This window comes from Streptomyces sp. NPDC050287 (assembly GCF_044459385.1).
Classification (GTDB): domain Bacteria; phylum Actinomycetota; class Actinomycetes; order Streptomycetales; family Streptomycetaceae; genus Streptomyces.
The window spans coordinates 849623-875641 of sequence record NZ_JBITIY010000002.1; the positions used below are offsets into that span (position 1 = coordinate 849623).

18 protein-coding genes and 1 pseudogene are annotated in these 26019 nt (G+C 71.5%); 15 read left to right on the plus strand and 4 right to left on the minus strand.

The features are described from left to right. Positions 1-58: 58 nt before the first annotated feature. The 12 genes from ACIBK3_RS09230 to moeZ all read left to right on the plus strand — a co-directional run bounded on the left by ACIBK3_RS09230 (position 59) and on the right by moeZ (position 15051). On the plus strand, positions 59-1129 hold the full coding sequence (locus tag ACIBK3_RS09230) for an alpha/beta fold hydrolase (protein ID WP_399363463.1): 1071 nt from the start codon (positions 59-61) through the stop codon (positions 1127-1129). An 8-nt stretch (positions 1130-1137) separates the two neighbouring features. Beyond that, on the plus strand, positions 1138-2673 hold the full coding sequence (locus ACIBK3_RS09235) for a DUF3152 domain-containing protein (RefSeq protein WP_399363465.1): 1536 nt from the start codon (positions 1138-1140) through the stop codon (positions 2671-2673). Positions 2674-2729: 56 nt separating this feature from the next. Continuing rightward, positions 2730-2822 (plus strand): Ms4533A family Cys-rich leader peptide, encoded by a 93-nt coding sequence (locus tag ACIBK3_RS09240; protein WP_399363994.1) that lies wholly within the window; start codon positions 2730-2732, stop codon positions 2820-2822. Between the two features lie 164 nt (positions 2823-2986). Then, positions 2987-4705, plus strand: coding sequence for an ABC transporter substrate-binding protein (locus tag ACIBK3_RS09245; protein ID WP_399363467.1), 1719 nt, complete (start codon positions 2987-2989; stop codon positions 4703-4705). Positions 4706-4709: 4 nt separating this feature from the next. Further along, positions 4710-5786 (plus strand): ABC transporter permease, encoded by a 1077-nt coding sequence (locus ACIBK3_RS09250; RefSeq protein ID WP_399363469.1) that lies wholly within the window; start codon positions 4710-4712, stop codon positions 5784-5786. Continuing rightward, positions 5783-6781 carry an ABC transporter permease gene (locus ACIBK3_RS09255; protein WP_399363471.1) on the plus strand — a complete coding sequence of 333 codons (999 nt, stop codon included), beginning with the start codon at positions 5783-5785 and terminating at the stop codon, positions 6779-6781. Before ACIBK3_RS09250 ends, ACIBK3_RS09255 begins: the two co-directional genes overlap by 4 nt. Positions 6782-6789: 8 nt before the next feature. Then, on the plus strand, positions 6790-8496 hold the full coding sequence (locus ACIBK3_RS09260) for a dipeptide ABC transporter ATP-binding protein (RefSeq protein WP_399363473.1): 1707 nt from the start codon (positions 6790-6792) through the stop codon (positions 8494-8496). Between the two features lie 214 nt (positions 8497-8710). Further along, a complete protein-coding gene (locus ACIBK3_RS09265) occupies positions 8711-10546 on the plus strand; it encodes a DUF3492 domain-containing protein (protein ID WP_399363475.1) in 1836 nt (611 codons plus the stop codon). 269 nt (positions 10547-10815) lie between these two features. Beyond that, positions 10816-11871, plus strand: coding sequence for a hypothetical protein (locus tag ACIBK3_RS09270; protein WP_399363477.1), 1056 nt, complete (start codon positions 10816-10818; stop codon positions 11869-11871). Between the two features lie 235 nt (positions 11872-12106). Beyond that, positions 12107-13069, plus strand: coding sequence for an NAD-dependent epimerase/dehydratase family protein (locus ACIBK3_RS09275; RefSeq protein ID WP_399363479.1), 963 nt, complete (start codon positions 12107-12109; stop codon positions 13067-13069). Next, the gene (locus tag ACIBK3_RS09280; RefSeq protein ID WP_399363481.1) at positions 13057-13809 is read left to right on the plus strand and encodes a spherulation-specific family 4 protein; all 753 of its coding nucleotides are present in this window, start codon (positions 13057-13059) and stop codon (positions 13807-13809) included. Before ACIBK3_RS09275 ends, ACIBK3_RS09280 begins: the two co-directional genes overlap by 13 nt. A gap of 63 nt (positions 13810-13872) precedes the next feature. Further along, on the plus strand, positions 13873-15051 hold the full coding sequence (gene moeZ / locus ACIBK3_RS09285; protein ID WP_399363483.1) for an adenylyltransferase/sulfurtransferase MoeZ: 1179 nt from the start codon (positions 13873-13875) through the stop codon (positions 15049-15051). A 303-nt stretch (positions 15052-15354) separates the two neighbouring features. Here moeZ and ACIBK3_RS09290 read toward each other — a convergent pair whose 3' ends face one another. Continuing rightward, positions 15355-15957 carry a TetR/AcrR family transcriptional regulator gene (locus ACIBK3_RS09290; protein ID WP_399363485.1) on the minus strand — a complete coding sequence of 201 codons (603 nt, stop codon included), beginning with the start codon at positions 15955-15957 and terminating at the stop codon, positions 15355-15357. 109 nt (positions 15958-16066) lie between these two features. On the opposite strand from ACIBK3_RS09290, the gene ACIBK3_RS09295 reads away from it, so the two are divergent. Next, positions 16067-16864, plus strand: a complete 798-nt coding sequence (locus ACIBK3_RS09295) for an SDR family NAD(P)-dependent oxidoreductase (RefSeq protein WP_399363487.1) — start codon at positions 16067-16069, stop codon at positions 16862-16864. A gap of 445 nt (positions 16865-17309) precedes the next feature. On the opposite strand, the pseudogene ACIBK3_RS09300 reads toward ACIBK3_RS09295, so the two are convergent. The 3 genes and pseudogenes from ACIBK3_RS09300 to ACIBK3_RS09310 all read right to left on the minus strand — a co-directional run. Further along, positions 17310-17393: pseudogene (locus ACIBK3_RS09300) on the minus strand (alpha/beta hydrolase); the annotation flags it as partial. Between the two features lie 12 nt (positions 17394-17405). After that, the gene (locus ACIBK3_RS09305; RefSeq protein WP_399363489.1) at positions 17406-18956 is read right to left on the minus strand and encodes an alpha/beta hydrolase; all 1551 of its coding nucleotides are present in this window, start codon (positions 18954-18956) and stop codon (positions 17406-17408) included. Positions 18957-19023: 67 nt separating this feature from the next. Continuing rightward, complete coding sequence (locus ACIBK3_RS09310) at positions 19024-21783, minus strand: lysylphosphatidylglycerol synthase domain-containing protein (protein ID WP_399363491.1); 2760 nt, start codon at positions 21781-21783, stop codon at positions 19024-19026. A gap of 188 nt (positions 21784-21971) precedes the next feature. Here ACIBK3_RS09310 and ACIBK3_RS09315 point away from each other — a divergent pair, with 188 nt between their 5' ends. Both ACIBK3_RS09315 and ACIBK3_RS09320 read left to right on the plus strand, forming a co-directional pair. After that, positions 21972-22358 (plus strand): MGMT family protein, encoded by a 387-nt coding sequence (locus tag ACIBK3_RS09315; RefSeq protein ID WP_399363493.1) that lies wholly within the window; start codon positions 21972-21974, stop codon positions 22356-22358. A 257-nt stretch (positions 22359-22615) separates the two neighbouring features. Next, a complete protein-coding gene (locus ACIBK3_RS09320) occupies positions 22616-25942 on the plus strand; it encodes an ATP-dependent helicase (protein WP_399363495.1) in 3327 nt (1108 codons plus the stop codon). The last annotated feature ends 77 nt before the right edge of the window (positions 25943-26019 follow it).

Genomic DNA, 26019 nt, shown 5'->3' on the forward strand with positions numbered 1-26019 from the left:
ACCTGTCTGTGACGGCGAACACATGAACCAGAGCGTGATCGTCTCGTAACATTGGCGCATGTCTTCGACCGAGCTGCCGTTCGTGCCGCCCGCCAACGTGCTCCCCAAGGTGGCGCCCGTCAGGGTCGCGGAGGGTGAGCGGCTGAGGTCGGTGGGGCTGCCGGGGATCACACTGACGGTCCGGTCGAGGCCGCCCGCGCGCGAGGGTCTGCCGCCCGCGCTGTCCGTCCACGGGCTGGGCGGTTCGTCGCAGAACTGGTCGGCCCTGATGGAGCAGTTGGAGCACGATGTCGACGGCGAGGCCGTCGACCTGCCGGGCTTCGGCGACTCCCCGCCACCGGACGACGGCGACTACTCGGTCAGCGGGCACGCGCGCGCGGTCATCCGCTATCTCGACGCGTCCGGGCGTGGTCCCGTGCATCTCTTCGGCAACTCCCTCGGCGGCGCGGTCGCCACGCGGGTGGCCGCGGTGCGGCCCGACCTCGTCCGCACGCTCACGCTCGTCTCGCCCGCCCTGCCGGAGATTCGCGTCCAGCGCACCGCCGTGCCGACGGCACTGCTCGCGGTGCCCGGTGTGGCCGCGCTGTTCACCCGGTTCACCAAGGAATGGACGGCGGAGCAGCGCGTCCGCGGGGTCACCGCGCTGTGTTACGGCGACCCCGGGCGGGTGACGCCCGACGGGTTCAGGAACGCGGTCGAGGAGATGGAGCGGCGGCTGCAACTGCCGTACTTCTGGGACGCGATGACGCGCTCCGCGCGCGGGATCGTGAACGCGTACACCCTGGGTGGCCAGCACGCGCTGTGGCGCCAGGCCGAACGCGTCCTCGCCCCGACACTCCTCGTCTACGGCGGCCGCGACCAGCTCGTCGGCTTCCGTATGGCCCAGAAGGCGGCCCGCGCCTTCCGCGACTCCCGCCTGCTCACCCTGCCCGAGGCGGGGCACGTGGCGATGATGGAGTACCCGCAGACGGTGGCGGCGGCGGTCCGTGACCTTTTCGCGGAGACGGACGCCTCCGGCTACGGGGGTGGCGACTTCGACGGCTATGGTCGTGGGGCGGGTGCCTCTGTCAGGGGCGCCGGGATGTCGAGTCCGTCGAGTACATCGAGTACCACTGGCGCGGGGAGCTGAGGCACGGCGTGGGACGCCACAGTCGACGTGGACCTGCCCCCAAGACCGCTCCCAAGGGCGACAGCGGCGACAACAACTCGGATGTGACGGGCGGCCGGAGCCGGACTCAGGTTCCGCCGCCCGGGTACGGGACGCCCCCGCGAGGGGGCCCGAGGGCGGCCGACGGGACGCCCGCGCGCGGGACGCAGCGCCTTCCGGACGGAACGCCCGCGCGCGAGATGCCGCGTTACCCCGATGGCACGCCCGCCCATGGGATCCCCAGGTTTGCCGACGGCACTCCCGCACACGGGGTCCCCCAGGTTCGTGGGGGGCATCCCGAGCAGCGGGAAAACGGCGGTGGCTGGGGCGAGCCGAGCGGGCGGCCCGGTGCCGGGCGCGGCGGGCGCGGGCCCGTGATACCGCGTCAGCGGCCCCCGGTGCAGGCCGGTTCAGGACCGCGGCAGGACTATCTGGACGCCTTCGAGGCGGACGCGGACGAGGACGTCTTCGTGTCGCGTACGCCCGCCGCAGGGCCGCCCACGCCTGCCGGAGGGCTCCGTAGGCCCGTCTCCGGGCCCCGTACGCCTGTCGCCGGGCCTCCGGCCGCTCCTGGGTCTCGGACGGCCTTCGCGACCGGCACGCAGACCGTCGTGCACGCCTCCGAACCGTACGACGCGGTCACCGTGTGGCCCGACGCGGCGGGCGTCGGCGGTGGCGATGACGACGACGCCGCCCCCACGGGCGAGCCCGCGGAGCCCAAGGGCGGCAAGGGGCGGACGTTCACCGGGATCGTGGCCGCCGCGGTCGTCACCGTGCTGGCGATCGTCGTGGCCGGCCAGGTCGCCGACGGTCGGGACGGCGGCGATGTCCGGTCCCGGTCCGCCACCGACCAGGCGCGGGACGACCGCGACTCCGCCTCGCGGGTCGGTGAGCGGCCGGTGCCCTCCGGAGCGGCCGCGGCGCCGCTGACGTACCAACAGAAGATGGACCGAACGTACGCGCTCGGCGCCACCCTCAAGGGCTCGGGGAAGTTCGACGCGATTCCCGGCTTCGCCAAGGCGCCCGGCAAGGGGCAGAAATTCACCTACCGGGTGGACGTGGAGCAGGGCCTCGGGCTCGACGGCGAGCTCTTCGCGGAGGCGGTCCAGAAGACGCTCAACGACGACCGGAGCTGGGCCCACAACGGTGCCCGTACCTTCGAGCGGATCTACTCGGGCAAGCCCGACTTCGTGATCACGCTCGCCAGCCCGGGCACGACGGCCGACTGGTGTGCCAAGTCCGGTCTGGACACCACCGTGGACAACGTGTCGTGCGACTCGGCGGCCACCGAGCGCGTGATGATCAACGCCTATCGATGGGCCCGGGGATCAACGACGTACGGTGATCACATCTATGCGTACCGGCAGATGCTGATCAACCATGAGGTCGGTCACCGGCTCGGCAACGGCCATGTCAGCTGCGACAAGGATGGCGAGCTCGCGCCGGTCATGCAGCAGCAGACCAAGTTCCTCGACCACGACGGAATCCACTGCAGGGCCAACCCCTGGCCGTTCCCCGGGAATTGACGGGCCGCATCGATGTCAAATTGACAGGCGCGGAAAAGTCTTACATATTGCTGCGCATGTCGCCCCGTCACGCCTCCGCCCGCGCAGCCATCGAGCTTGCGCTGATCGGTGTGACCCCGCTCTGCGTGGCCGACATTCTCTGTCGCTGACGCCCGCCCCCAGGCGTACGCGTCGCGACCTTCCTCTACGCCCGTGACCCCAGGTCACGGCTTTCCGACGACCTGACGCCGGGGCAGACGTCCGTTCACTTCTGTCTCACTCCTCGTCAATCCGTCTCGTGATCCGAGACACATTCTTCGAGAGGTCGTCTCCGATGCGTCATCCGTCTCTCAGAGCGCGCCGCGTGGCCGCGGTATCCGTAGGCCTGGTTCTGGCAGCGGGCGCCGCCGCATGCGGGCCCGAGGACAACGATGCCAAGGCCTCCGGCGGTGACTCCACGCCCCACAAGGGCGGCACCCTCACGGTGCTGAACTCCGACCCGCAGCAGGACTTCGACCCGGCCCGGCTGTACACCTCCGGCGGCGGCAACGTGCCGTCCCTGGTGTTCCGCACGCTCACCACCCGCAACCGCGAGAACGGCGCCCCCGGGGCCAAGGTCGTACCGGACCTCGCCACCGACACCGGGCGCCCCGACAAGGACGCGACCGTCTGGACGTACACCTTGAAGAAGGGGCTGAAGTACGAGGACGGCACCCCGATCACCTCGGCCGACATCAAGTACGGCATCGAGCGCTCCTTCGCGCCCGAGCTCTCCGGCGGTGCCCCCTACCTGCGGGACTGGTTGGTCGGCGCGGCCGACTACCAGGGCCCCTACAAGGACAAGAAGGGGCTCCCGGCGATCGCGACGCCCGACGAGCGGACCATCGTCTTCCATCTGAACAAGCCCGAGGGCGAGTTCCCGTACCTGGCCACGCAGACGCAGTTCACGCCCGTCCCGAAGAGCAAGGACACCGGGACGAAGTACGAGGAGCACCCGGTCTCGTCCGGGCCGTACAAGGTCGTCAGCAACGAGAACGACGGCGAGCACCTCGTCCTGGAGCGCAACACCTACTGGTCCGCCGCGACGGACGCCGAGCGCAAGGCCTACCCGGACAAGATCGACGTACGGTCCGGGCTGGACTCGTCCGTGATCAACCAGCGGCTGTCGGCGTCCCAGGGCGCGGACGCGAGCGCGGTCACCACGGACACCAACCTCGGCCCGGCCGAGCTCGCCAAGGTGACGGGGGACAAGAAGCTGGCGGCGAGGGTCGGCACCGGCCACTTCGGCTACACGAACTACCTCGCGTTCAATCCGAAGGTGAAGCCGTTCGACAACGTCAAGGTGCGGCAGGCGATCTCGTACGCCATCGACCGTTCGTCCGTGATCAACGCGGCCGGCGGGTCCGCGCTGGCCGAGCCCGCCACCACCTACCTGCCGAACCAGAAGTCCTTCGGTTACACGCCGTACGACCTGTTCCCGGCCGGCCGGACGGGCAATGCCGCGAAGGCGAAGGAACTGCTGAAGGACGCCGGGTACGCGAACGGGCTGACCATCACGCTGACCCATTCCAACAGCAAGGACTTCGAGACCAGCCCCGAGATCGCGACGGCGGTGCAGGACGCGCTGAAGAAGGCCGGCATCACCGTCAAGCTGCAGGGTCTGGAGGACAACGACTACTCCGACAAGATCCACAACGTGAAGACCGAGCCCGGTTTCTTCCTCGCCCACTGGGGTGCCGACTGGCCCTCGGGCGGCCCCTTCCTCGCCCCGATCTTCGACGGCCGGCAGATCGTCAAGGACGGCGCGAACTTCAACACGGGCTTTCTCGACGACAAGACGGTCAATGCCGAGATCGACGCGATCAACAAGTTGACCGATCTTGGCGCTGCCGCCGAGCGGTGGGGTGCGCTGGACAAGAAGATCGGCGAGCAGGCGTTGACCGTGCCGCTGTTCCACCCCGTCTACAAGAGGCTGTACGGCGAGAACATCAGGAACATCGTGATCAGCGACTGGACCGGGGTGCTGGACATCTCGCAGGTCGCGGTCAAGTAACGCGATGAGCGAGGCATTTGTCGCCGTCGAGGCCGCCGGTACGGGTACGCAGCCCGTGCCGGCGGCCTCGGGGGCCCGTCAGTTCTGGCGGCGGCTGCGGGCGCAGCGCGCCGCCCTCGTCGCGGCGGTCGTCGTCGCGCTGCTCGTCCTGGTCGCGCTCGCCGCACCGCTGCTCACCGCGATCGAGGGCCAGGACCCGACCACCTACCACCCCTCACTGGTCGACTCGGCGCGCGGCGGCGTACCCCTCGGGTCCTTCGGCGGCATCGGCGGCGACCACTGGCTCGGCGTGGAACCGCAGACCGGGCGGGACCTGTTCGCGCGCCTGGTGTACGGCGCCCGGGTCTCCCTGGGCGTGGCGCTGGCCGCGACCGTCGTCCAGGTCGCCATCGGAGTCGTGGTGGGCGTCGCCGCCGCGCTCGGGAACCGATGGGTCGATCAACTGTTGAGCCGGATCACCGACATCATCGTCGCCATGCCGCTGATGATCATGGCGTTGGCCCTGCTGGCCGTCGTGCCCGGCAGCTTCCCGAGGCCGGTGCTGGTCGCGCTCATCATCGGCTTCGTCGCCTGGGGCACCATCGCCAAGATCACCCGGGCCCAGACGCTCACCCTGAAGGAGCTCGACTACGTGGCCGCCGCCCGGCTCAGCGGCTGGGGCACCCTGCGGATCGCGCGCCGGGAACTGCTGCCCGGCCTCGCCGCCCCCGTCATCACCTACGCCGCGCTCATGGTGCCGGCCAACATCACCATCGAGGCCGCCCTGTCCTTCCTCGGCGTCGGCGTGAAGCCGCCCACGCCGTCCTGGGGGCAGATGCTCACCTCCGCAAACGTCTGGTACCAGGCGGCCCCGCAGTACCTCCTGCTGCCCGCCGGCGCCCTGTTCCTGACCGTGCTCGCCCTCACCGTCCTCGGCGACGGCGTCCGCACCGCCCTGGACCCGCGCGCGGTCTCCCGCCTGCGCGTCGGTACGGGGCGCAAGGGGGAGGCGAAGGCGGGCGCGGGTGTCGGGAAGGCCTCGAAGGCCGAGAAGGTCGCGAAGACGGCGGGCTCGGACGCCGAGAAGGAGGTGCGCTCATGAGTGGCTTCGGCGGCTTCGCGCTGCGCCGGGCCGCAGGGGCGGTGCTCACCCTGCTCGCCCTCTCGGTGATCATCTACGTGGTCTTCTACGCCACTCCCGGCAACGTCGCCCAGATCACCTGCGGCCCGCGCTGCTCGCCCGAACAGGTGCACCAGGTCGCCCAGCAGCTCAGGCTCGACGACCCGCTGTACCTGCGCTACTGGCACTTCCTGGAAGGCATCGTCGCCGGTCAGGACTACTCGACCGGCACGTCCGTCGAGCACTGCTCGGCACCCTGCCTCGGGCTGTCGTACCAGAGCGACCAACAGGTCATGCGGATCATCCTCACCAAGCTGCCGGTCAGCCTCTCGCTGGTGGTCGGCGCGATGGTGCTCTGGCTGCTGCTGGGCGTCGGCACGGGAGTGCTCTCCGCCTGGCGGCGCGGCCGGTTCACCGAGCGCGCGCTGACCGGACTCACCCTCGCGGGTGTCGCCACGCCCGTCTTCGTCATCGGTCTCGTCCTGATGATCGTGATCTGCGGGCAACTGGAGCTGCTGCCCTTCCCGGAGTACGTCTCCCTGTCCGACGACCCCGAGCAGTGGGCATGGGGCCTCCTGCTGCCGTGGTTCACCCTCGCCCTCGGCGAGGCGGCCTACTTCGCCCGCCTGACCCGGGCGTCCATGCTCGAGACGCTCGCCGAGGACCACATCCGCACCTTCCGGGCCTACGGCGTCAGTGAAGGGTCGATCGTCGGCCGGCACGCGCTGCGGGGCGCCCTGGCACCGATCATCGCCCTGAACGCCAACGACTTCGGCTCCGCGGTGGGCGGCGCCGTCCTCGTCGAGTCGCTCTTCGGCCTGCCCGGCATCGGGCAGGAACTGGTGCACGCCGTGAACGTCGTCGACCTCCCCGTGGTCGTCGGCATGGTCCTGGTCATCGGCTTCTTCGTGGTCGTCGCCAACGCCGTCGCTGACGTGCTGTACGCGGTGGCCGACCGACGGGTGGTACTGACGTGAGTACTGACATGAGTCTCGTCCAAATCACGGATCTGACCGTCGATTTCGGCGACCTGCGCGCCGTCGACGGGCTCTCCTTCCGGCTGGAGCAGGGCGCCGCCCTCGCCCTGGTCGGCGAGTCCGGTTCCGGCAAGTCCACGGTCGCCTCGGCCCTGCTGGGGCTGCACCGCGGCACGGGAGCGCGCGTCGGCGGCTCGGTCGAGGTCGCCGGCACCGACGTGGCGCGGGCATCGGAGGACGAACTGCGGCGGCTGCGGGGCGGAAAGGCCGCCATGGTCTTCCAGGACCCGCTGTCGTCCCTCGACCCGTACTACGCGATCGGGGACCAGATCGCCGAGGTGTACCGCGTGCACACGCGCGCCTCGCGCCGAGCGGCACGCGCGCGTGCGGTGGACGTACTGGACCGGGTGGGCATCGCGGACGCCCGGCGCCGGTCCCGGTCCCGGCCGCACGAGTTCAGCGGCGGCATGCGGCAGCGCGCCCTCATCGCGATGGCACTGGCCTGCGAACCCGAACTGCTGATCGCCGACGAGCCGACGACCGCCCTCGACGTCACCGTCCAGGCCCAGATCCTCGACCTGCTGCACACCCTGCGCGAGGAGACCGGCATGGGCCTGCTCCTGGTCACGCACGACGTGGGCGTCGCCGCGGAGAGCGTCGACGACGTCCTCGTCATGCGGCATGGGCGGGTCGTCGAGCACGGGCCGGTCGGTGCCGTACTGGGGGCGCCTTCGGAGTCGTACACCCGGGAACTGCTGGGGGCCGTTCCCCGGGTGGACGCTCCGCGCGCCCTGACCGGGGCATCCGAGGATGCCGTCTGGGAGGGGGGCGTCCTGGGGGAGGCCGCCGTGGAGGGGGCCGCCAAGGACGTCGTGAACGAGGTCGTCCTGGAGGCGGTCGGTCTGCGGCGCGAGTTCGGGCGCGGGAAGCGGGCGTTCGCCGCCGTGGACGACGTGTCGCTGACCATCCGCCGCGGTGAGACCCTGGGCGTCGTCGGGGAGAGCGGCAGCGGCAAGACGACCCTGGGTCGCATGCTCGTCGGCCTCCTGGAGCCGACGGCGGGGGAGGTGCGTGACGACGGGCACGCGCGCGTGGGCGTGAATCCGGCCGTACAGATGGTCTTCCAGGACCCCGTCTCCTCCCTCAACCCCCGCCGCAGCGTGGGCGAGTCCATCGCCGACCCGCTGCGCGCGCGGGGGGAGCGGGACGAAGGGCGTATCCGGGGGCGCGTACGGGAACTGCTGGAGCGCGTGGGGCTCGAAGCAGCGCACTACGACCGCTATCCGCACGAGTTCAGCGGCGGTCAGCGCCAGCGCGTGGGCATCGCTCGGGCGCTCGCGGCCGACCCGCACGTCATCGTCTGCGACGAACCGGTCTCCGCGCTGGACGTCACCACCCAGGCCCAGGTGGTCGCCCTGCTCGGTGAGTTGCAGCGCGAACTCGGGCTCGCCCTCGTCTTCGTCGCCCACGACCTCGCCGTCGTCCGCCAGGTCAGCGACCGGGTCGCGGTGATGCGCCGCGGGCGGCTCGTCGAGTCCGGGCCGGCCGACGAGGTGTACGACAACCCGCAGGACCCCTACACCAGGCAACTCCTCGCCGCCGTACCGGCACTGGACCCGCGGACCGCGGCCCGGCGCAGGGCGGCCCGGCGCGAATCGGCGCGGCACGAATCGCCACCGAGTGCCGCGGGCCGGCGCGAGTCGGCTGTGACGTGACACCCGGGCTCGGTCCGCCTGTGACGATCTGTGCGCACTCGATCTCTTAGCGCGACAGAACGCGATCCGCGCAGGAAAGTTACGACCGTTCACCCCTTTTGGTGGTGCGATGGACAACCGTCCGTCGCGCCACCGCCTTGTCCGCATACGTTCGTCCCGCTGCGAGTCGCCGGACCAACGGCGGCTCCCCAGACGGGAGATCGGGGGTGCGTTCGTGCGCATCGGACTGCTTACGGAGGGTGGCTATCCGTATGTGAGCGGTGACGCCGGGCTCTGGTGCGACCGGCTCGTGCGCGGGCTCGAGCAGCACGAGTTCGACATCTACGCGCTCAGCCGCAGCGAGCGCCAGGAGGACGAGGGTTGGATCCCGCTGCCGCCGCAGGTCAGCAGGGTGCGGACGGCGCCGCTGTGGATGGCCGAGGACGACGAGGTGGTGTACGGACGGCGCGCACGCCGGCGGTTCGCAGAGTGCTACGGCGAGCTGGCGGCCGCCCTGTGCGAGGGGAGCGCCTGGGAGGCCGCGGGTGAGTCGTCGGCCACTGAGGCGGACCGTTTCGCCGACGCGCTGTACGGGCTCGCCGAACTCGCCCGCGACGAGGGCGGCCTGGTCGGCGCGCTCCGCTCCGAGGCCGCCGTACGCGCCCTTGAGCGCGCCTGTCGTGCGCCCGGCGCCCCGCGCACGGCCCGTGAGGCGCGCGTCCCCGAGCTGCTCGCCGTCGCCGCGTACCTGGAACGCGCCCTGCGCCCCCTGTCGCTCGACTGGTACGAGGACGACGGCCTCGGCTCGGTCGACCTGTGCCACGCGGCCTCCGGCGGCCCGGCGGCCCTGCCCGGGCTGCTGGCGCGGCACTTCACCGGCGTACCCCTGCTGGTGACCGAGTACGGCGTGCGGCTGCGCACCCACTACCTGACGGCCACACAGTCCGCGCCCGCCGTACGGGCTCTGCTCACCGCCTTCCACGGCAGGCTCGCCGCGGAGACCTACCGCCGGGCCGCGCTCGTCACGCCCGGCAACGCGCACGCCCGCCGCTGGCAGGAGCGCTGCGGGGCCCAGCGCGACAAGCTGCGCACGGTCTACCCGGGCATGGAAGCCGCTCCCTTCGCGGAGGTCGGCGAGTCGCAGGAGTGCGCGGACCACGACACGCTCGTCTGGGTGGGCCGGGTGGAACCGGCCAAGGACCTGGTGTCGTTGCTGCACGCCTTCGCCGAGATCCGCAAGGAGGAGCCCAAGACCCGGCTCCGGATAATCGGCGTTCCCTCGGGGCCCGAGGGCGCGGCCTACCTCGGTCACTGCCGGGTACTGGCCGCACAGCTCTTCCCCGACGAGGCCGACGGACCACACGCCGTCGGCGACAACCCGGTGTCCTTCGAGGAGATCGGCGGCCCTGAGCTGCCGGCCCTCGCCGACGCGTACGCCGCCGGCGCCGTGACCGTCCTGTCCAGCGTGGTCGAGGGCTTTCCGGTCGGCCTGGTCGAGGCCATGTTCTGCGGCCGGGCGACGGTGTCCACGGACGTGGGCGCGGTCGTGGAGGTCATCGGCGGCACCGGGCTCGTCGTCCCCCCGCGCAATCCGCGGGCGCTTGCCGAGGCGTGCGTGGCGTTGCTGCGCGACCCCGAGCGCCGAGCGCGCCTGGGTGCCGCAGCACGCGCCCGAGCGCTCGAACTGTTCACGGTCGAGCAGAACATCACGGCATTTCACGGCATTTACCTGGAGATCGTCTCGCGCACCCCGGTCCGCCGGGTCCTCCTCGACGACACCGGCGAACCCCTGCCGTTCGCCGCCCCGGCTGAGTCCCACGTACCCGGCAGCTGGACCGAGCGCGGCGCTCGCTTCGTGGCCCACGGCGGACCCGGCTGGGCGGCGGGACCGCCGGTACGGGGCACGTCCGAGGGGACCTCGTCGCCGGGGCCTTCCTCGGTGGGGAGCACGTCGGTCGGTGCCTCGTCGGTCGGTGCCTCGTCGGTCGATACGCCGTCGGTCGGTACGCCGTCGGTCGATACGCCGTCGGTACGAGGCGCGACACCGGTGAGTGCGACGGAGGGGGCGTGATGAGCGGGCTTGGCGAGGTGGGTGAGGTTGGCGAGTTCGGCGAGATGGATGAGTCGGATGAGCTCGTCCGGGCTGGGAGGTCCAGCGGAGCCGATGCCTTCATTGGCGCCGCTGAGGCCGCTGAGGCGGCTGAGCCAACTGGCGCAGCTGGTGCGTTTGGCGCCTTTGGGACCGCTGAAGTGATTGAGGCGGCTGCTGGAGGGGCTCGGGCCGGGGGCCGTCGGCCCGTCACTGCCCGGCGCACGGGCGCGGACCCCGTGAAGGCCCTGATGCATCGTCACCGTGACCTGTGCGAACGGGCCGTGGACCCTCTGGAGATCGCGGCAGGTCTGGAAGCCCATGGCGTCACCGACCGCACCGCGGCCCGCTTCCGTCACCGCGATGTCTTCTCCCTCGCCGAGGAGATGTACGCCCGCGTCTCCCGTGACGGTGAGACTCCGCCGCGTCCCACCACTCAGGACATCCCGCGGGCCCGCGCCGACTGGACCTTGCTCTCCCTCCTGCCCGGTGCCCTCTGCTCGGCCATCGTGATCGGCTTGCACCTCACCCGCGGCCGAGCCCGCCTGACCGTCGCCGCCGTGGGTGTTCTGGCCCTGGCCCTGGGCATGCGCGCGGTCCTGACCCGCGGCCCGCTCGGCACCAGAACCGGCGCGCGCCCGAACGCCACCCGCACCTGGACGTACTGGCTCCTAGCCTGCGCACTCCTCGGCGACGGACTGCTCGGGGCGGCCTTGGCCAGCGGCCCCGACGGACTACCCGACGGCACCGCGAACGCCCCCTGGCCCATTGCTCTGCCACCCGTTCTGGCCCTGGCCTGGGCGTGCGCGCCCGCCGCCTGGAGCGCCCATCTCTTCGCCGTCCGCGCCCGTCGCAAACTGGCGGCCAGCCGAGGTCTGGAGGACTTCGCCGCCTCCGTACGCCCCCTCCTGCTGGGCACGTTCGCTCTTTTCCTCGGTGTCCTCACCGCCCTCCTGGCCGTCTCCGGTGCGGCCCTCGGCGAACCGTCGCCCTATGCCCAGACGATCACGCTGGGTGCCCTCCTGCTCCTCGCCCGCCTCCTCACCGTCCACGGCTTCACCCACGCTCCGAAGGTCGTCCTCACCGCCACGGCCGCGTCCCAAGCAGTGGCCCTGGCCTCGGTGTTCGCCGCCCGACTTCCCGGCTGGGACCTTCTCGCCACTCCCGTCCACACCCTCACCGACACCTGGGGCCCGGGCGGCATCCAGACCCTCACCTGCGGCCTGGGCGCCCTCACCCTCCTGCTCCACGCCACACGCACGCTGACCCGAGCGTCGGCCCATGCCCGACCGGGTGAGCCGACATGACGGCCACCGGTCAGCCCCGGACACCTGTCGCAGGGGCCGGCGCACGCGACCTCCGCCTCACCCGCTCGGGCCGCCTGCGGCACCTGGCCCCGGCCTCGCAGGGCTCCCCACCGTTCCGCCCAGGCCGGCCCAGGCATCCGGCCCCGGTCCCGCAGGCCCCAGTACCCCCCTTTCTCGAAGGAGACCGCCAAATGATCACCTCCCGATCCGACGCCTCGGCTCCGGGAGCCGCCCGATGAGAGTCCTGCTGATCGGAGCCAACGGCTACCTCGGCCGCTTCGTCGCCGACCGCCTGCTCGCCGACCCGGCCGTCCAGCTCACCGCCCTCGGCCGGGGCGACGACGCCGACGTCCGTTTCGACCTCGCGTCCGGCAGCCCCGGCGCCCTGACCCGCTTCCTCGACGCGGTCCACCCCGGTGTCGTCATCAACTGCGCCGGTGCCACCCGGGGCGGCGCCCGCGACCTCACCCGCCACAACACCGTCGCCGTCGCCACCGTCTGTGAAGCCCTGCGCCGCAGCGGCTGCGGCGCCCGCCTGGTGCAGATCGGCTGCGGTGCCGAGTACGGCCCCAGCCAGCCGGGCTCCTCCACGGCCGAGGACGCCGTGCCCCGCCCCGGCGGGCCCTACGGCGTGAGCAAACTCGCCGCCACCGAACTCGTCCTCGGCTCCGGCCTGGACGCCGTGGTCCTGCGGGTGTTCTCGCCGGCCGGCCCCGGCACCCCCGCCGGCTCCCCACTCGGCCGCCTCGCCGAGGCCATGCGCCGGGCCATGCAGTCCGGCGACGGCGAGCTCAAACTCGGCGGCCTCGGTGCCCAGCGGGACTTCGTCGACGTACGGGACGTGGCCCGCGCCGTGCACGCCGCCTCGCTCTCCGCCGCGCAGGGCGTCATCAACATCGGTTCGGGCCGCGCGGTGCGGCTGCGCGACGCCGCCGCGATCCTCGCGCGCGTCGCCGGATACGGCGGTGCCCTCCACGAACTCGACGGTCCGCCCAGCGCCCACCTCAGGCCGACCATCGGCCACCCCCGCACCGAGCCGGACCACGTGGCCCCGGCCGCGTTCCCGTACCCGGACGGCTGCGGCAGCTGGCAGCAGGCCGACGTGCGCACCGCACGCGACCGGCTCGGCTGGCGCCCGCGGATCAACCTCGAGGAGTCCCTGGCCGACATCTGGATGGAGGCGGCATGCCGCATCTGACCAGACTCACCCCCGGCACCGCGAGCACCGGCCTCCGGACGGGATTCGGCATCCCCGGCTTCGCGCATCCCCTGGTCGCCCCGGCCGAGTGGGCCGAGCTCACCCGCCCCGGCACCCCGCTGCACTGGGTCGTCCTCAACATCGCGGGCAACGGCCCCGGCGCCCGCCCCGACCCGCACTGTCTGGAAGCTGCCGGACGCCTGCGCAACGCGGGCGTCCGGGTCCTCGGTCACCTCGACGCCACCTACGGCGCCCGCGCTTACGGGGAGCTGGTCTCCGACGCGCACCACTACATCGACTGGTACCGGGTCGACGGCTTCCTCCTGGACCGCTGCCCGACCGAACGCGTCGCGCTCCCCGAGGTCCGGCGGACGGTCAGCACGCTCCGCGCGATCCATGGGGACCCGCACATCGTCCTCGGCCACGGCACCCACCCGTACCCCGGCTACCTCGAGCACGCCGACCAGCTGGTCACCTTCTCCGGTACCTGGAGCGACTACCGGTGGTCCCAGGCGGCCGAGTGGACCGCCGACCACCCGCCCGAGCGTTTCTGTCACTTCGTCCACGGTGTCCCGCGCGGCCACCTCGACGAGGCCCTGCGCATCGCCCGCTGGCAGGGCGCCGCGACGATCTACTTCACCGACCGCACGGACGGCTGGGGCCGCAGCGACCCCTGGGAGAGCATGCCCGGCTACTGGGACGACATCGTCTCGCGGATCGGAACAGGTGTCTCGGAATGAAGAAGCCCATGGCACTGTTACGAGGAGAACAACTGTAGTGATTGACCGACCAACGGAGTCCCCGTGTCGCTGCCACCCCTGGTCGAGCCGGCTTCCGAGCTCACCGTAGACGAGGTCCGCAGGTACTCCCGCCACCTGATCATCCCCGACGTCGGGATGGACGGGCAGAAGCGGCTGAAGAACGCCAAGGTGCTCTGTGTGGGCGCCGGCGGCCTGGGCTCGCCGGCGCTGATGTACCTGGCCGCCGCGGGCGTGGGCACGCTCGGCATCGTGGAGTTCGACGAGGTCGACGAGTCCAACCTGCAGCGCCAGATCATCCACAGCCAGGCCGACATCGGCCGCTCCAAGGCCGAGTCCGCCCGCGACTCCGTCCTCGGCATCAACCCTTACGTGAACGTGGTCCTTCACGAGGAGCGGCTCGAGGCCGACAACGTGATGGAGATCTTCAGCCAGTACGACCTGATCGTCGACGGCACGGACAACTTCGCGACCCGCTACCTGGTCAACGATGCCTGCGTGCTGCTGAACAAGCCGTACGTGTGGGGTTCGATCTACCGTTTCGACGGCCAGGCCTCCGTCTTCTGGTCCGAGTACGGCCCCTGCTACCGCTGCCTCTACCCGGAGCCCCCGCCGCCGGGCATGGTCCCCTCCTGCGCCGAGGGCGGCGTCCTGGGCGTGCTGTGCGCGTCCATCGGCTCCATCCAGGTCAACGAGGCCATCAAGCTGCTCGCCGGCATCGGCGAACCGCTGGTCGGCCGGCTGATGATCTACGACGCCCTGGAGATGCAGTACCGGCAGGTCAAGGTTCGCAAGGACCCCAACTGCGCGGTCTGCGGCGAGAACCCCACCGTCACCGAGCTCATCGACTACGAGGCCTTCTGCGGCGTCGTCTCCGAGGAGGCCCAGGAGGCGGCAGCCGGCTCGACGATCACTCCCAAGCAGCTCAAGGAGTGGATCGACGACGGAGAGAACATCGAGATCATCGACGTCCGCGAGATCAACGAGTACGAGATCGTCTCCATCCCGGGTGCCAAGCTGATCCCGAAGAACGAGTTCCTCATGGGCACCGCCCTGGAGACCCTCCCGCAGGACAAGAAGATCGTCTTGCACTGCAAGACGGGTGTCCGCAGTGCGGAAGTCCTCGCGGTCCTGAAGTCCGCGGGCTTCTCCGACGCCGTGCACGTCGGCGGCGGCGTGATCGGCTGGGTCAACCAGATCGAGCCGGACAAGCCGGTGTACTGATCGGCCCCTCCGCTGACCAGCAAGACTGAAGAAGCCCACGGCTCTGACCAGCTCAGATGCCGTGGGCTTCGGTCGTTGTCGGTCGACGTCGGCTGACCTTGGACGGCCCAGGGACGGCCCGGCGCTCGCGCTCCGGGGTGTTGGGTCGTCAGCGGAACAGCTCCGGCACCGGACAGATCTCCAGCGGATCGTCCGGCCGGTCGGCCCAGGTCCACCACACGTGCCGATCGGCACACCGAAACAGCGATCGACAAGCGCGCCGGCCGTCGTCCTCTCGCCGCGAGAGAACGAAGCCGCGGCGTCCTATGCGCGTACCGCGGCAACCGCCTCATCGAAGGCCCGCTCCATGTCGACCGCGCCGTTGCTGCGGACCCAGGTTTCCGTTGCGGCTTCGGAGCACGCCAGAGCGCAGGCGATGAGCGCGCGGGCCCGCAGCTCGTTCATGGTGTCCGCCGTGGCGCCCAGTCGTCTGGCGATGTCCGGCAGCAGTAGCTCCGTCCACTGCTGCCGTTTCTCCAGCTGACGCCCCCGGAGAGAGGGCGACGCGTGGAGCATGCTGGTGATCTTGAGGAAGTCCTCCGGTGTATAGGGAAGAGACTCGACGAGCGCCTTGAGGGCCGCCCGGAGTGCATCCCACGGGGGCTCGTCTGCCGGACGGGCTTCCAGCGCGGCCCGCAGGGTCCGGCCGCTTTCGGCGTGGTCGCCGAGCACGATGTCTTCCTTCGTGCCGAAGTAGCGAAACAGCGAGCGCCGCGAGATGCCGATCTCGCCGGCGATCTGTTCCATGGTGGTGGCTTCGAAACCGTGTTCGAGGAAGAGCCGCATCGCGGTGGCGGCGATCTCGGCCTGCACTGCCCGCCGGGTGCGCTGCCGTAGCCCGGACGGGCCGCCTTCGCGATCGTTCATGAGCCCCAGCCTACCGCGCTGTGCACCCAGTACCTTATTGGCACTGAGTGACAAGATAGGCTTACGGTGCCACAAATCGAGTGCAGCCGCCGTCTCCCGGGAGCAGCCCATGAACGCCGTCGACTACCGCGGCCAGACCACCCTCATCACCGGTGCCAGCGCCGGCATCGGAGCAGAGTTCGCCCGCCAGATCGCCGCTCGTGGCTCCCACGTCATCCTCGTCGCCCGACGCCGGGAACGGCTCGACAAACTGGCCGCCGAACTCACCGCGGCTCACGGCGTCCAAGCCACGGCCATCTCTCTCGACCTCAGCCGGCCTGCGGCAGGCCAGACCCTCGCTGAGGAAGTGGCACGGCGCGACCTGACCGTGACGAGCGTCGTGAACAACGCAGGCTTCGGCACCTTCGGGCCGTTCCACACCGAGGACCCGCTGCGCCTGCGGGAGGAGATCTCCGTCGATGTCGCAGGTGTGGTCGACATCAGCCGGGCGTTCATCGAGCCGCTGCGGACCTCCGGCACCGGGGTGCTGATCAATGTCGCGAGCATGGCCGCGTACTTTCCCACCCCGAACATGGCCGTCTACGCGGCAGCCAAGGCGTTCGTGCTGAGCTTCACCGAAGCCTTGTGGCAGGAGTCCCTGGACACCGGGCTGCGCGTGCTCGCCCTGTCCCCCGGCGCGACCAGCACCGAGTTCTTCGACGTCATCGGCACGGACTCCGCGGACGGCGGCACCAAACGCCAGTCCCCCCAGGAGGTCGTGACGACGGCACTGCGGACGCTCGACCGCCGCACACCACCACCGAGCGTCATCTCCGGCCGGCTCAACCGCATGATGGCGAGCCTGGGCCGGGCAGTCACCAGACGCCGCGCGGTCCTTCTCATGGGATCCATGACCGCAGCCCGCTAGAAACTGGCTTTTCGATCAGGCAGGTCGCTGTTGCGGTCATGCTCAGCAGGGGGGATCTGACCGACGAGGAGTGGGCGGCGCTGGAGCCGCTGCTGCCGAAGAGCAACAACCGGTGCGGCCGGTGGCGGGACCACCGGCAGGTGATCAACGGGTGGGGAGCCCGAGGAGAACCCCTTCACGTGCCGGTGAACGTAAACCTGCGGCTCGTGCGGGAAAGGCGGTGCGGCAGGCGAGAGCCTCGGCCGCTCCCGTGGCGGACTGACCTGCAAACTGCACCTGAGCGCGGAGGGCAGGTGCCGCCCACTGTCGCTCGTCGTCACGCCTGGGCAGCGGGCGGACCGCACTCAGTGCGAATCGGTGATGGAGAAGATCCGCGTCTCGGCCCGTCCCGGTCGGCTGGCGGCGGGGCTTCGGGTGCCACGGGTGCCCGAAGCCCCCGCCGTCGTCATGAACAGACCTTGCCGTTCCCCGGCACCGAGCCCCTCGGCAGATACGTGTTCACCGTGGAGTCCACGCAGTCGCTCCCACGGCCGTACGCACCTCAGGAGCAGACCGTCCCGGCCTCCGGCAGCTTCCCGTCCAGGAGATAGCCGTTCACCGCGTCCCGCACGCACTTGTTGTCGGTGTCGTAGGCGCCGTGCCCCTGCCCCTTGTACGTCAGCTCGATGCCGACGCCCTTGCCGAGCGCGTCCACCATTTTCCGCGCGCCCTCGTACGGCGTGGCGGGGTCGCCCGTGTTGCCCACGACGAGGATCGGCGCGGAGCCGGGCGCGCTCACGTCGGGATGGTCGGCGGCGCCCGGCACGGCCCAGTCGGTGCAGCTGACCATGCCCCAGGCGAGGAAGTCGCCGAACAGCGGCGACGCGGCCCGGAACGCGGGCAACTTCCGCTCGACGTCGGCGGCGGTGTAGCGGGGTTTGTCGTCGGCGCAGTTGATGGAGATGTTCGCCGGGGTGATGTTGCTGTACTCGCCGTTCTGGCTGCGCCCGTTCAGCGAGTCGGACAGCGCCATCAGAATCTGCCCGTTGCCGTCGTACGCCTGCTCCAGGCCCTCCGTGAGGTACTTCCAGAAGTCCTTGGAGTACAGGGCCTGCGCGATACCGCTGGTCGCCGCTGTCTGGGTCAGCCTGCGTGGGGCGATGCCGGGGATCGGCTTGCTGTCGAGGCTCTTGAGCAGTGCGGCGATACGGTTCTCCACGCCCTGCGCGCTGTCGCCGATCGGGCAGTCCTCGGCCTTCGAGGTGCAGTCCTCGGCGAAGTTGTCGAGGGCGAGCTGGAACCCCTCGGCCTGCCCGAGCGAGCCCTGTTCGAAGTTCTGGGTGGGATCGACCACCCCGTCGAACACCGCCCGGCCGACCCGCCGGGGGAACAAGTGGGCGTAGACACCGCCGAGTTCGGTCCCGTACGAGATGCCGAAGTAGTGCAGCTTCGCGTCGCCGAGGACCTGGCGCATCAGCTCCATGTCGCGGGCCGCGTCGGTGGTGCGCACATGCGGCAGCAGCTTCTTGGAGTTCTCCTCGCAGGCCGCGTTGAACTCCTTGGTGTTGTCCAGCAGCTCGGTGCGTTCGGCAGCGGAGTCGGGGGTGGCGTCCTGCTGGAAGTACACGTCGAGCTGCGGGTCGGTCAGGCACTCCACGGGGTCACTGCGGCCGACCCCGCGCGGGTCGAAGCTCACCAGGTCGTAGCGGGTGCGCAGGGTCGCGTAGTCCTGGCCGAAGGCGGGCAGGGTGGTCACGCCCGAGCCGCCGGGGCCGCCGAAGTTGAAGACCAGCGAGCCGATGCGCTTGCCCGCGGGCCCGCTCGCCTTCGCCCGGATCAGCGCGAGATCGATCGTGTCGCCCTTGGGCTTCGCCCAGTCCAGGGGCGCCTTCAGCGTGGCGCACTGCCACTCCTGGCCGCCCGGAAGGGGCGAGGGCGGCTCACCGCCGCCTTCCGCCGCGGACGGCGCCGGACAGTCCTTCCAGCTCAGCTTCTGCGCCGGCAGGTCCTGATCGTGGTCCTGGGAATCGTCGCCGCACCCCGCCAGTACGGTGGCCAGCAGCAGGGCGGCGGCGGTCAGGGCAACGGCGCGCGGCCGGGGCGGGTTGGGCATGGTCCCATCCTGGAGCTGTCCCAGGGCGGACGCTCGGGGCACGGGCCGTAAGAGGGAGCCGGGCACCCTAAAGCGCGCCCTTGCGGGTCAGGTGATTGAAAGCGAGCCAGCCCGGCAGCACCGGCAGCCACAGGGTCAGCAGCCGGAACAGCAGCACCGCCGGCGCGGCGACCTCCTTCGGGAGGCCGACGGCGATCAGACCCACGGTCAGGGTCGCCTCCACCGCGCCCACACCGCCCGGGGTCGGCGCGGCGGACCCCAGCGCGTTGCCCGCGAGGAAGACGACGGCGACGCTGGCGATGCTGAGTGAGGTCGTCTGGTCGCCGAACGCCCGGATCGAGGCGTCCAGGCACATCACGAAGCAGGCCGTCAGCAACAGCATGCCGCCGATGCCGGTGACCAGCTTCTGCGGCCGCTGAAGGACGTCGAGCATGCGCGGCACGACACCCGCGAACAGCGACCTCACGCGCGTGGCGACGAATTTCCGCAGGAACGGCACCGAGGTCACGACCAGCACGAGGACCGCGACCGTCAGCAGGCCCGCGATGACCGTTCTGGACGGCGACAGCGACGGCGTCTTCTCGGTACCGGTCAGATAGCCGAAGGACAGCAGCATCAGGATGTGGCAGCCGAGCCCGAACAACTGCGACGCCCCGACACTCGCCACCGCGAGCCCCGGCCGTACTCCCGACCGCTGCAGGAAGCGCGTGTTCAGGGCGACCCCGCCCACCGCGGCCGGCGCGACGATCTTCACGAAGGACCCCGCGACCTGCGCCGCGACGGCCCGCACGAACGGCACGCGCTCGGGCACGAAGCCCAGCAGGGCCATCGCCGCCGCGACGTAGCTGGCCGCGGAGAACAGCACGGCCGCCACGACCCAGCCCCACTCGGCGTTGGCGACGAGCGGGCCGAACTCGATGTGTGTCAGCTGCGTCAGCAGGAAGTACGCGCCGATGGCGCCGGCCATGAAACTGAGCAGCGTGCGCGGCCGCACCCGCTCCAGGCGGACCGGTTCGACCGGTGCCTGCGGGCGGATCAACAGCACCTGGTGACGGATCTGGGTGAGCAGATCCTCCTCCCGCGCCTCCTCCACCGCCTCGTCGATGGCCCGTTTCTCGGCCCTCGCCTCGGCTTTCACGGCCTTCTTGTCGGGCTTTTCGAGTACGGGCACGGTGTCGTCCGGCGCGGACTCCAGACGGGCCTGCTTGGCGTGCCGGGACGCCTCCAGGACCGCCTCGCGTTCGCGCTCGGCCCGCTCCCGCGCCATTCTCCGCAGCGTCGCGCGCGTGGAGCGGCTCAGCGCGATGGGCTGCAGCATCGGCAGACAGTCGGCCACGGCGTCGGGTCCGAGCACGCTCAGCGCGGCGGCCACCGCGCGCTCGGCCCCGACCCGCAGGCCGAGGGTCACCAGCAACTGGGAGATGTCCATGCGCAGCAGCAGGTCGCCCGCCGCGATCTCGCCGACCCGCAGGTCGGTGAGGATCACCGTGCCGGAACGATCCACCAGGATCGCTTCCCCCACCAGCCTGCGGTGCGCGATGCGCCGGGACTGCAGGGCCCGCACCTGGTGCCAGGTGTCGCGCAGCAGCTCGTCGGTGATCTCCTCGTCCGGGAGCGAGTCGAGGGTGCGTCCGCCGGTGTGCTCGTAGACGAGCATCACCGCGTCGGGGCCCAGTTCGGAGGTGGCGATCAGCTTGGGCGCGTTGGCGCCGGCCGCGATGGCCGCGTACGCGAGCAGAGCCTCCTGCTCCAGGGCCTGCCGCAGCGACGGGAGGCTGCTGCGGGTGGCCAGGCCGCGCAGCATCAGGTTGCGCCAGGCACGGTAGAAGAACCCCTGGGCCTGCTGCTCCCGGTCCACCACCGTCACGTCCAGGGGTGCGCCGTCCTCCAGGGTGACGAAGTAGCGTCTGCCGCGGTCGCCGTTCTCCGGGGTGTCGGGGGCCTCCTCGCGGGCGGCGCTCACCGGGCGGAAGCCAACGGTCCGCAGGCCCGCCATCAGAGTCCGCCCGGTGGGCCGGACGTTGGGCGAGCCGACCGCGTACAGCGTTCCGTAGGCAACGGTCCAGCCGATGAGCACCGTGAGAATGATCGAGAACGGTGTCGTGTAACCGGTGACCAGCATCGAGAAGGCGTCGAGCGTCAGCACGATCCACAGCACCGCACGCCAGCGGGGCCTTCGTGACATGCCGACTGCCGTCATGTAGGCGATCACGGGCGCCAGATAGCCGTGCACCGGGTCGGTGAGGGCGTGGATGTCGCCGGGGGAGGGCTGGGTGAGCGCCTCCTGGATCGAGCCGGGGGCGGCCTTGGCGACCCACAGGTCGGTGGCGAGGGTCACCCCGTGCGCCAGGACCGCCGCCAGCACGCCGTCCGCGATGCGCAGCCCGTCGCGTTTGATCAGCCGCTCGATCGCGAACGCGACCGGCACCAGGAGGATCGCGATGCTGGAGGCCAGCCCCGCGATCTTGATGAGCAGGTCGGGTGCCTGACCGGTGCCCTTGTTGATGTCCTGTTCGAGACCCGAGGTGGTGCCGTGCGCGAACGCGGCGACCGCGAGGAGCACGGCCACGGCCAGCACGCCGATCAGGAGCCGCATGAGATCGGAGGGCCGGTGCACGCGCGCGGGGAGCAGCGGTTCGTCGCCCTCCACCTCGTCCGCGTACACCTCGTCCGGTTCGTCGTCCGACGCGGGCCTGGGAGTCTCCTTCACGGCGTCCTTCGCGTCCGCGTCGCCGGTGTCCTGTCCGTCCGTTCCACCGGCGCCCGAGCGCGACGAAGCGTCAGAGGTGCTCTCCGCGTCCTCGGGGTGCACACCCTGCTGCTTCATCGCCTCTTCTTGGTCTCGTATCACCGGTCACCGCCCGCACGATGGTGGCATGCCCCACCGACACGCGGGGGTATCAGGGTGCACGTGCGGGGCGCACAGTCTGCCCGAAGCGCTGCCCCGGAGCGAGGGATACCACGCACGGTCACGACCGCGTCACGTTGTCGGTGGGGTGGGGCAGGATGGGACGGATGAGCGAGCAGAGCCTTCCGGACGACGTCCGCGCGGAGTGCGCCGACGCGCTGCCGGAGTACGCCGAGCGGGTCCTCGACGTCGCCGAACGGATCCCGCCGGGCCGCGTGATGACCTACGGCGACGTCGCCGAATGGCTGGAGGAGGGCGGCCCGCGTCAGGTCGGCCGGGTCATGTCGCTCTACGGAGGCGCCGTCCCGTGGTGGCGCGTCGTCCGCGCGGACGGCGTCCTGCTCCCGGGACACGAACTGGACGCGCTCGGCCGCTACCGCACGGAGGGCACGCCTTTGAAGGAGGCGAGCAGGGCCGCCGAGAACCATCTGCCACGGCTCGACATGAGACGGGCGCGATGGGACGGCGGCGAGCGCGCGGAGGGTCACACCTGACAGCTTCCGCCATCGGACCGGCCCAAGGGCACCCCAGGGCCCGTACGGGGGAAACACGGGACGTCCGAGGCATGCCGTACGTTCGTGGGACGAGGGGCGTACGTGACGCGAGTGCCTCACGGGAAGAAGGGGAAGCCCTGCTTCCGCACCACTCGTCGGCGTAGCGTCGGCTGCGCGCGTCCCCCTCATCCCGCGATCACCGTCCTCCCCGCGCGGAGGTCGGCCCCACTGCACACCCACCAGGACCGGCGAACCACGTGAGCTCCTCTTCCTCCACCAGGCGTCTGTCGCACACCCAGGTGCGACAGGGGAACCGTGGCGCTTACCGACTGGTGCGTACCCCGCCGGCCCGGGTGGATCCCCCTCGTCTTGACGCCGCACAACGTTCCGTGGTTGACCACCGGAGCGGCCCACTGCTCGTCCTCGCAGGTCCGGGCACCGGCAAGACCACGACCCTTGTCGAGTCTGTCGCGGCGCGGATCGCCCGGGGAGGGGACCCCGCGCGCGTCCTGGTGCTGACGTTCAGCCGCAAGGCGGCCGTCGAACTGCGCGACCGCATGGCGCTGCGCATAGGAGCCGCCAGCGCCCCCCAGGCGACCACCTTCCACTCGTTCTGCTACGCCCTGGTCCGCGCCCACCAGGACACCGACCTGTTCGTCGAGCCCCTGAGGCTGCTGTCCGGCCCCGAGCAGGACGTCGCCGTGCGTGAACTGCTCGCCGGCCAGCCCGACCTGGAGCGGCTCGGCCTGGCGCACGTGCGCTGGCCCGACGAACTGCGCGCCTGCCTGACCACCCGCGGTTTCGCCGACGAGGTACGCGCGGTCCTCGCCCGCAGCCGCGAACTGGGCCTGGGCCCCGGCACCCTGGACGCCTTCGCCCGCCGCAGCGGCCGCCCCGACTGGCGTGCGGCCGCCGCCTTCCTCGCCGAGTACCTCGATGTCATGGACCTCCAAGGCGTGCTCGACTACGCCGAACTCGTCCACCGCGCCGTCCTCCTCGCCCGCCGCCCCGAGGTCGCCGCACAGCTCGCCGCCCAGTACGACGCCGTCTTCGTCGACGAGTACCAGGACACCGACCCGGCACAGGTCAGGCTGCTGCACGCCCTCGCCGGCGACGGCCGCACCCTCGTCGCCTTCGGCGACCCCGACCAGTCGATCTACGCCTTCCGGGGCGCGGACGTGAACGGCATCCTCGAGTTCCCGCGTGACTTCCCGCGCGCGGACGGCCGTCCCGCGCCCGTGGAGGTCCTGCGCACCTCCCGCCGCTCCGGCGCCGCGCTGCTGGCCGCGACCCGGCTGCTGACCCAGCGCATGCCGCTGACCCGCCTTCCGGCCGACAAGGTGCGCGCCCACCGGGAGCTCACTGCGGTACGCGACGGTGGACGCGTCGAGGTGTACACGTACCCGACCCCCGGCACCGAGCTGGACAACGTCGCCGACATCCTCCGCAGGGCCCACCTGGAGGACGGTGTGCCCTGGGGCGAGATGGCCGTCCTGGTGCGCGCGGGCGCCCGTACCATCCCGACGGTCCGCCGTGCGCTCACCGCGGCCGGAGTCCCCCTGGACATCGACGGTGACGACCTGCCCCTGCGGCACGAACCCGCGGTGGCGCCGCTGCTGACGGCACTGCGGGCGGTGGCCGCGGCGGAGGCGGCACGCACCGACGAGGCGTTCGGCGACCCTGCCGCCGAGGAACCGGAACCGGACACCTGCTGGCTCGACACCGAGACCGCCCTCACTCTGCTCGCCTCCCCCCTCGCGGGCATGGACGCCGCCGATCTGCGCCGCCTCGGACGGGCCCTGCGCGACGAGGAGCGGGCCGCCGGCAACCCCCTGCCACCGCCCTCGGACGAGCTGCTCGCGCGGGCCCTGGCCGAACCGGAGCGGCTGGCCGTCCACGACCCCGGGTACGCGCGGGGTGCTCAGCGGCTCGGAGCGCTGCTCAGGAAGGCCCGTGAGCGCCTCGCCGGCGGAGGCACGGCCGAGGAGGCGCTGTGGGACCTGTGGGAGGGCACGCCGTGGCCCACGCGTCTGGAGCGAGCCGCCCGGCGCGGCGGCGCCGCCGGACGCAACGCCGACCGGGACCTGGACGCCGTCTGCGCGCTGTTCGCCACGGCCGCGCGCGCGGAGGAGCGCACCGGCGGCCGCGGTGCCCTGAACTTCCTGGAGGAGATCGACGCCGAGGACATCGCCGCCGACACGCTCACCCGGCGTGCCGTACGCCCCGACGCCGTCCGCCTGATGACCGCGCACCGCTCCAAGGGCCTTCAGTGGCGCCTGGTCGTCGTAGCGGGCGTCCAGGAGGGACTGTGGCCCGACCTGCGTCGCCGCGGCTCCCTGCTGGAGGCCGACCGCATCGGCCGCGACGGCCTCGCCGAACCGCTCACCCCGGGCGCGCTGCTCGCCGAGGAGCGCCGGCTGTTCTACGTGGCCGCCACCCGCGCGCGGGAGCGCCTTGTCGTCACCGCCGTGAAGGCGCCCGCGGACGACGGCGACCAGCCCTCCCGCTTCCTGCTCGAACTCGGCGTCGAACCCAGGGATGTCACGGGCCGTCCGCGCCGCCCTCTGGCCGTCGCCTCCCTCGTCGCCGAACTGCGCGCCACGACGGTCGACCCGCGCGTGTCCGACACCCTCCGGGAGGCCGCCGCCCGCCGCCTGGCCCGCCTCGCCGCCCTCGCCGACGAGGACGGCCGCCCGCTGGTGCCGTCCGCCCACCCCTACCGGTGGTGGGGCATGTTCGAACCGACCGAGAGCAAGGTGCCGCTGCGCGACCGCGACCAGCCCGTCGTGCTCTCCGGCAGCGCCCTCGACCAGCTCGCCAACACCTGCGCCCTGCAGTGGTTCCTGGGCCGCGAGGTCAAGGCCGACGCGCCCGCGACGGTCGCCCAGGGCTTCGGCAACGTGGTGCACGTCCTCGCCGACGAGGTCGCCTCCGGACACACCCCGGCCGACCTCGACGTCCTCATGGAACGCCTCGACTCCGTGTGGAACGCGCTCGCGTTCGACGCGCCGTGGAAGTCGGCGCAGGAGAAGCACAACGCGCGCGTGGCGCTCGAACGCTTCCTGAAGTGGCACGTCATGGACCGCACCGGGCGCACGCCGGTCGCCAGCGAGCACGACTTCGACGTCACCCTCGAAGCCGGTGACTACGAGGTGCGCATCCGCGGCTCCATGGACCGCGTCGAGGCGGACGCCGAGGGCCGTGCCTACGTCGTCGACTTCAAGACCGGCAAACACGCGCCCACCGCGAAGGACGTGGAGCACCACCCCCAGCTCGCCGTCTACCAACTCGCCGTCCGCGAGGGTGCGGTCGACGACGCCTTCGACGGCGTGCGCCCCGAACCGGGCGGCGCCGAACTCGTCCAGCTGCGTCAGGGCGCCGCCCGGCGGGACGGCGGCGAGACCCTGCCCAAGGTGCAGGCTCAGGAGCCGCTGGAGGGTGCGTGGGTCGGCGACCTGCTGGCCACGGCCGCCGGCAAGGTCCTCGACGAACGGTTCACGCCGAGCGCCGGCCAGCACTGCACGCACTGCGCGTTCCGGGCGTCGTGCAGCGCGCAGCCCGAAGGACGGCACGTGGTGGAGTGAGCGCACTGGTGTGATCCGTTCCACCACACGTGCTGACCTGTGCTTCTCCGGGCCCTGAGGGACGATGCGGCCTCCGC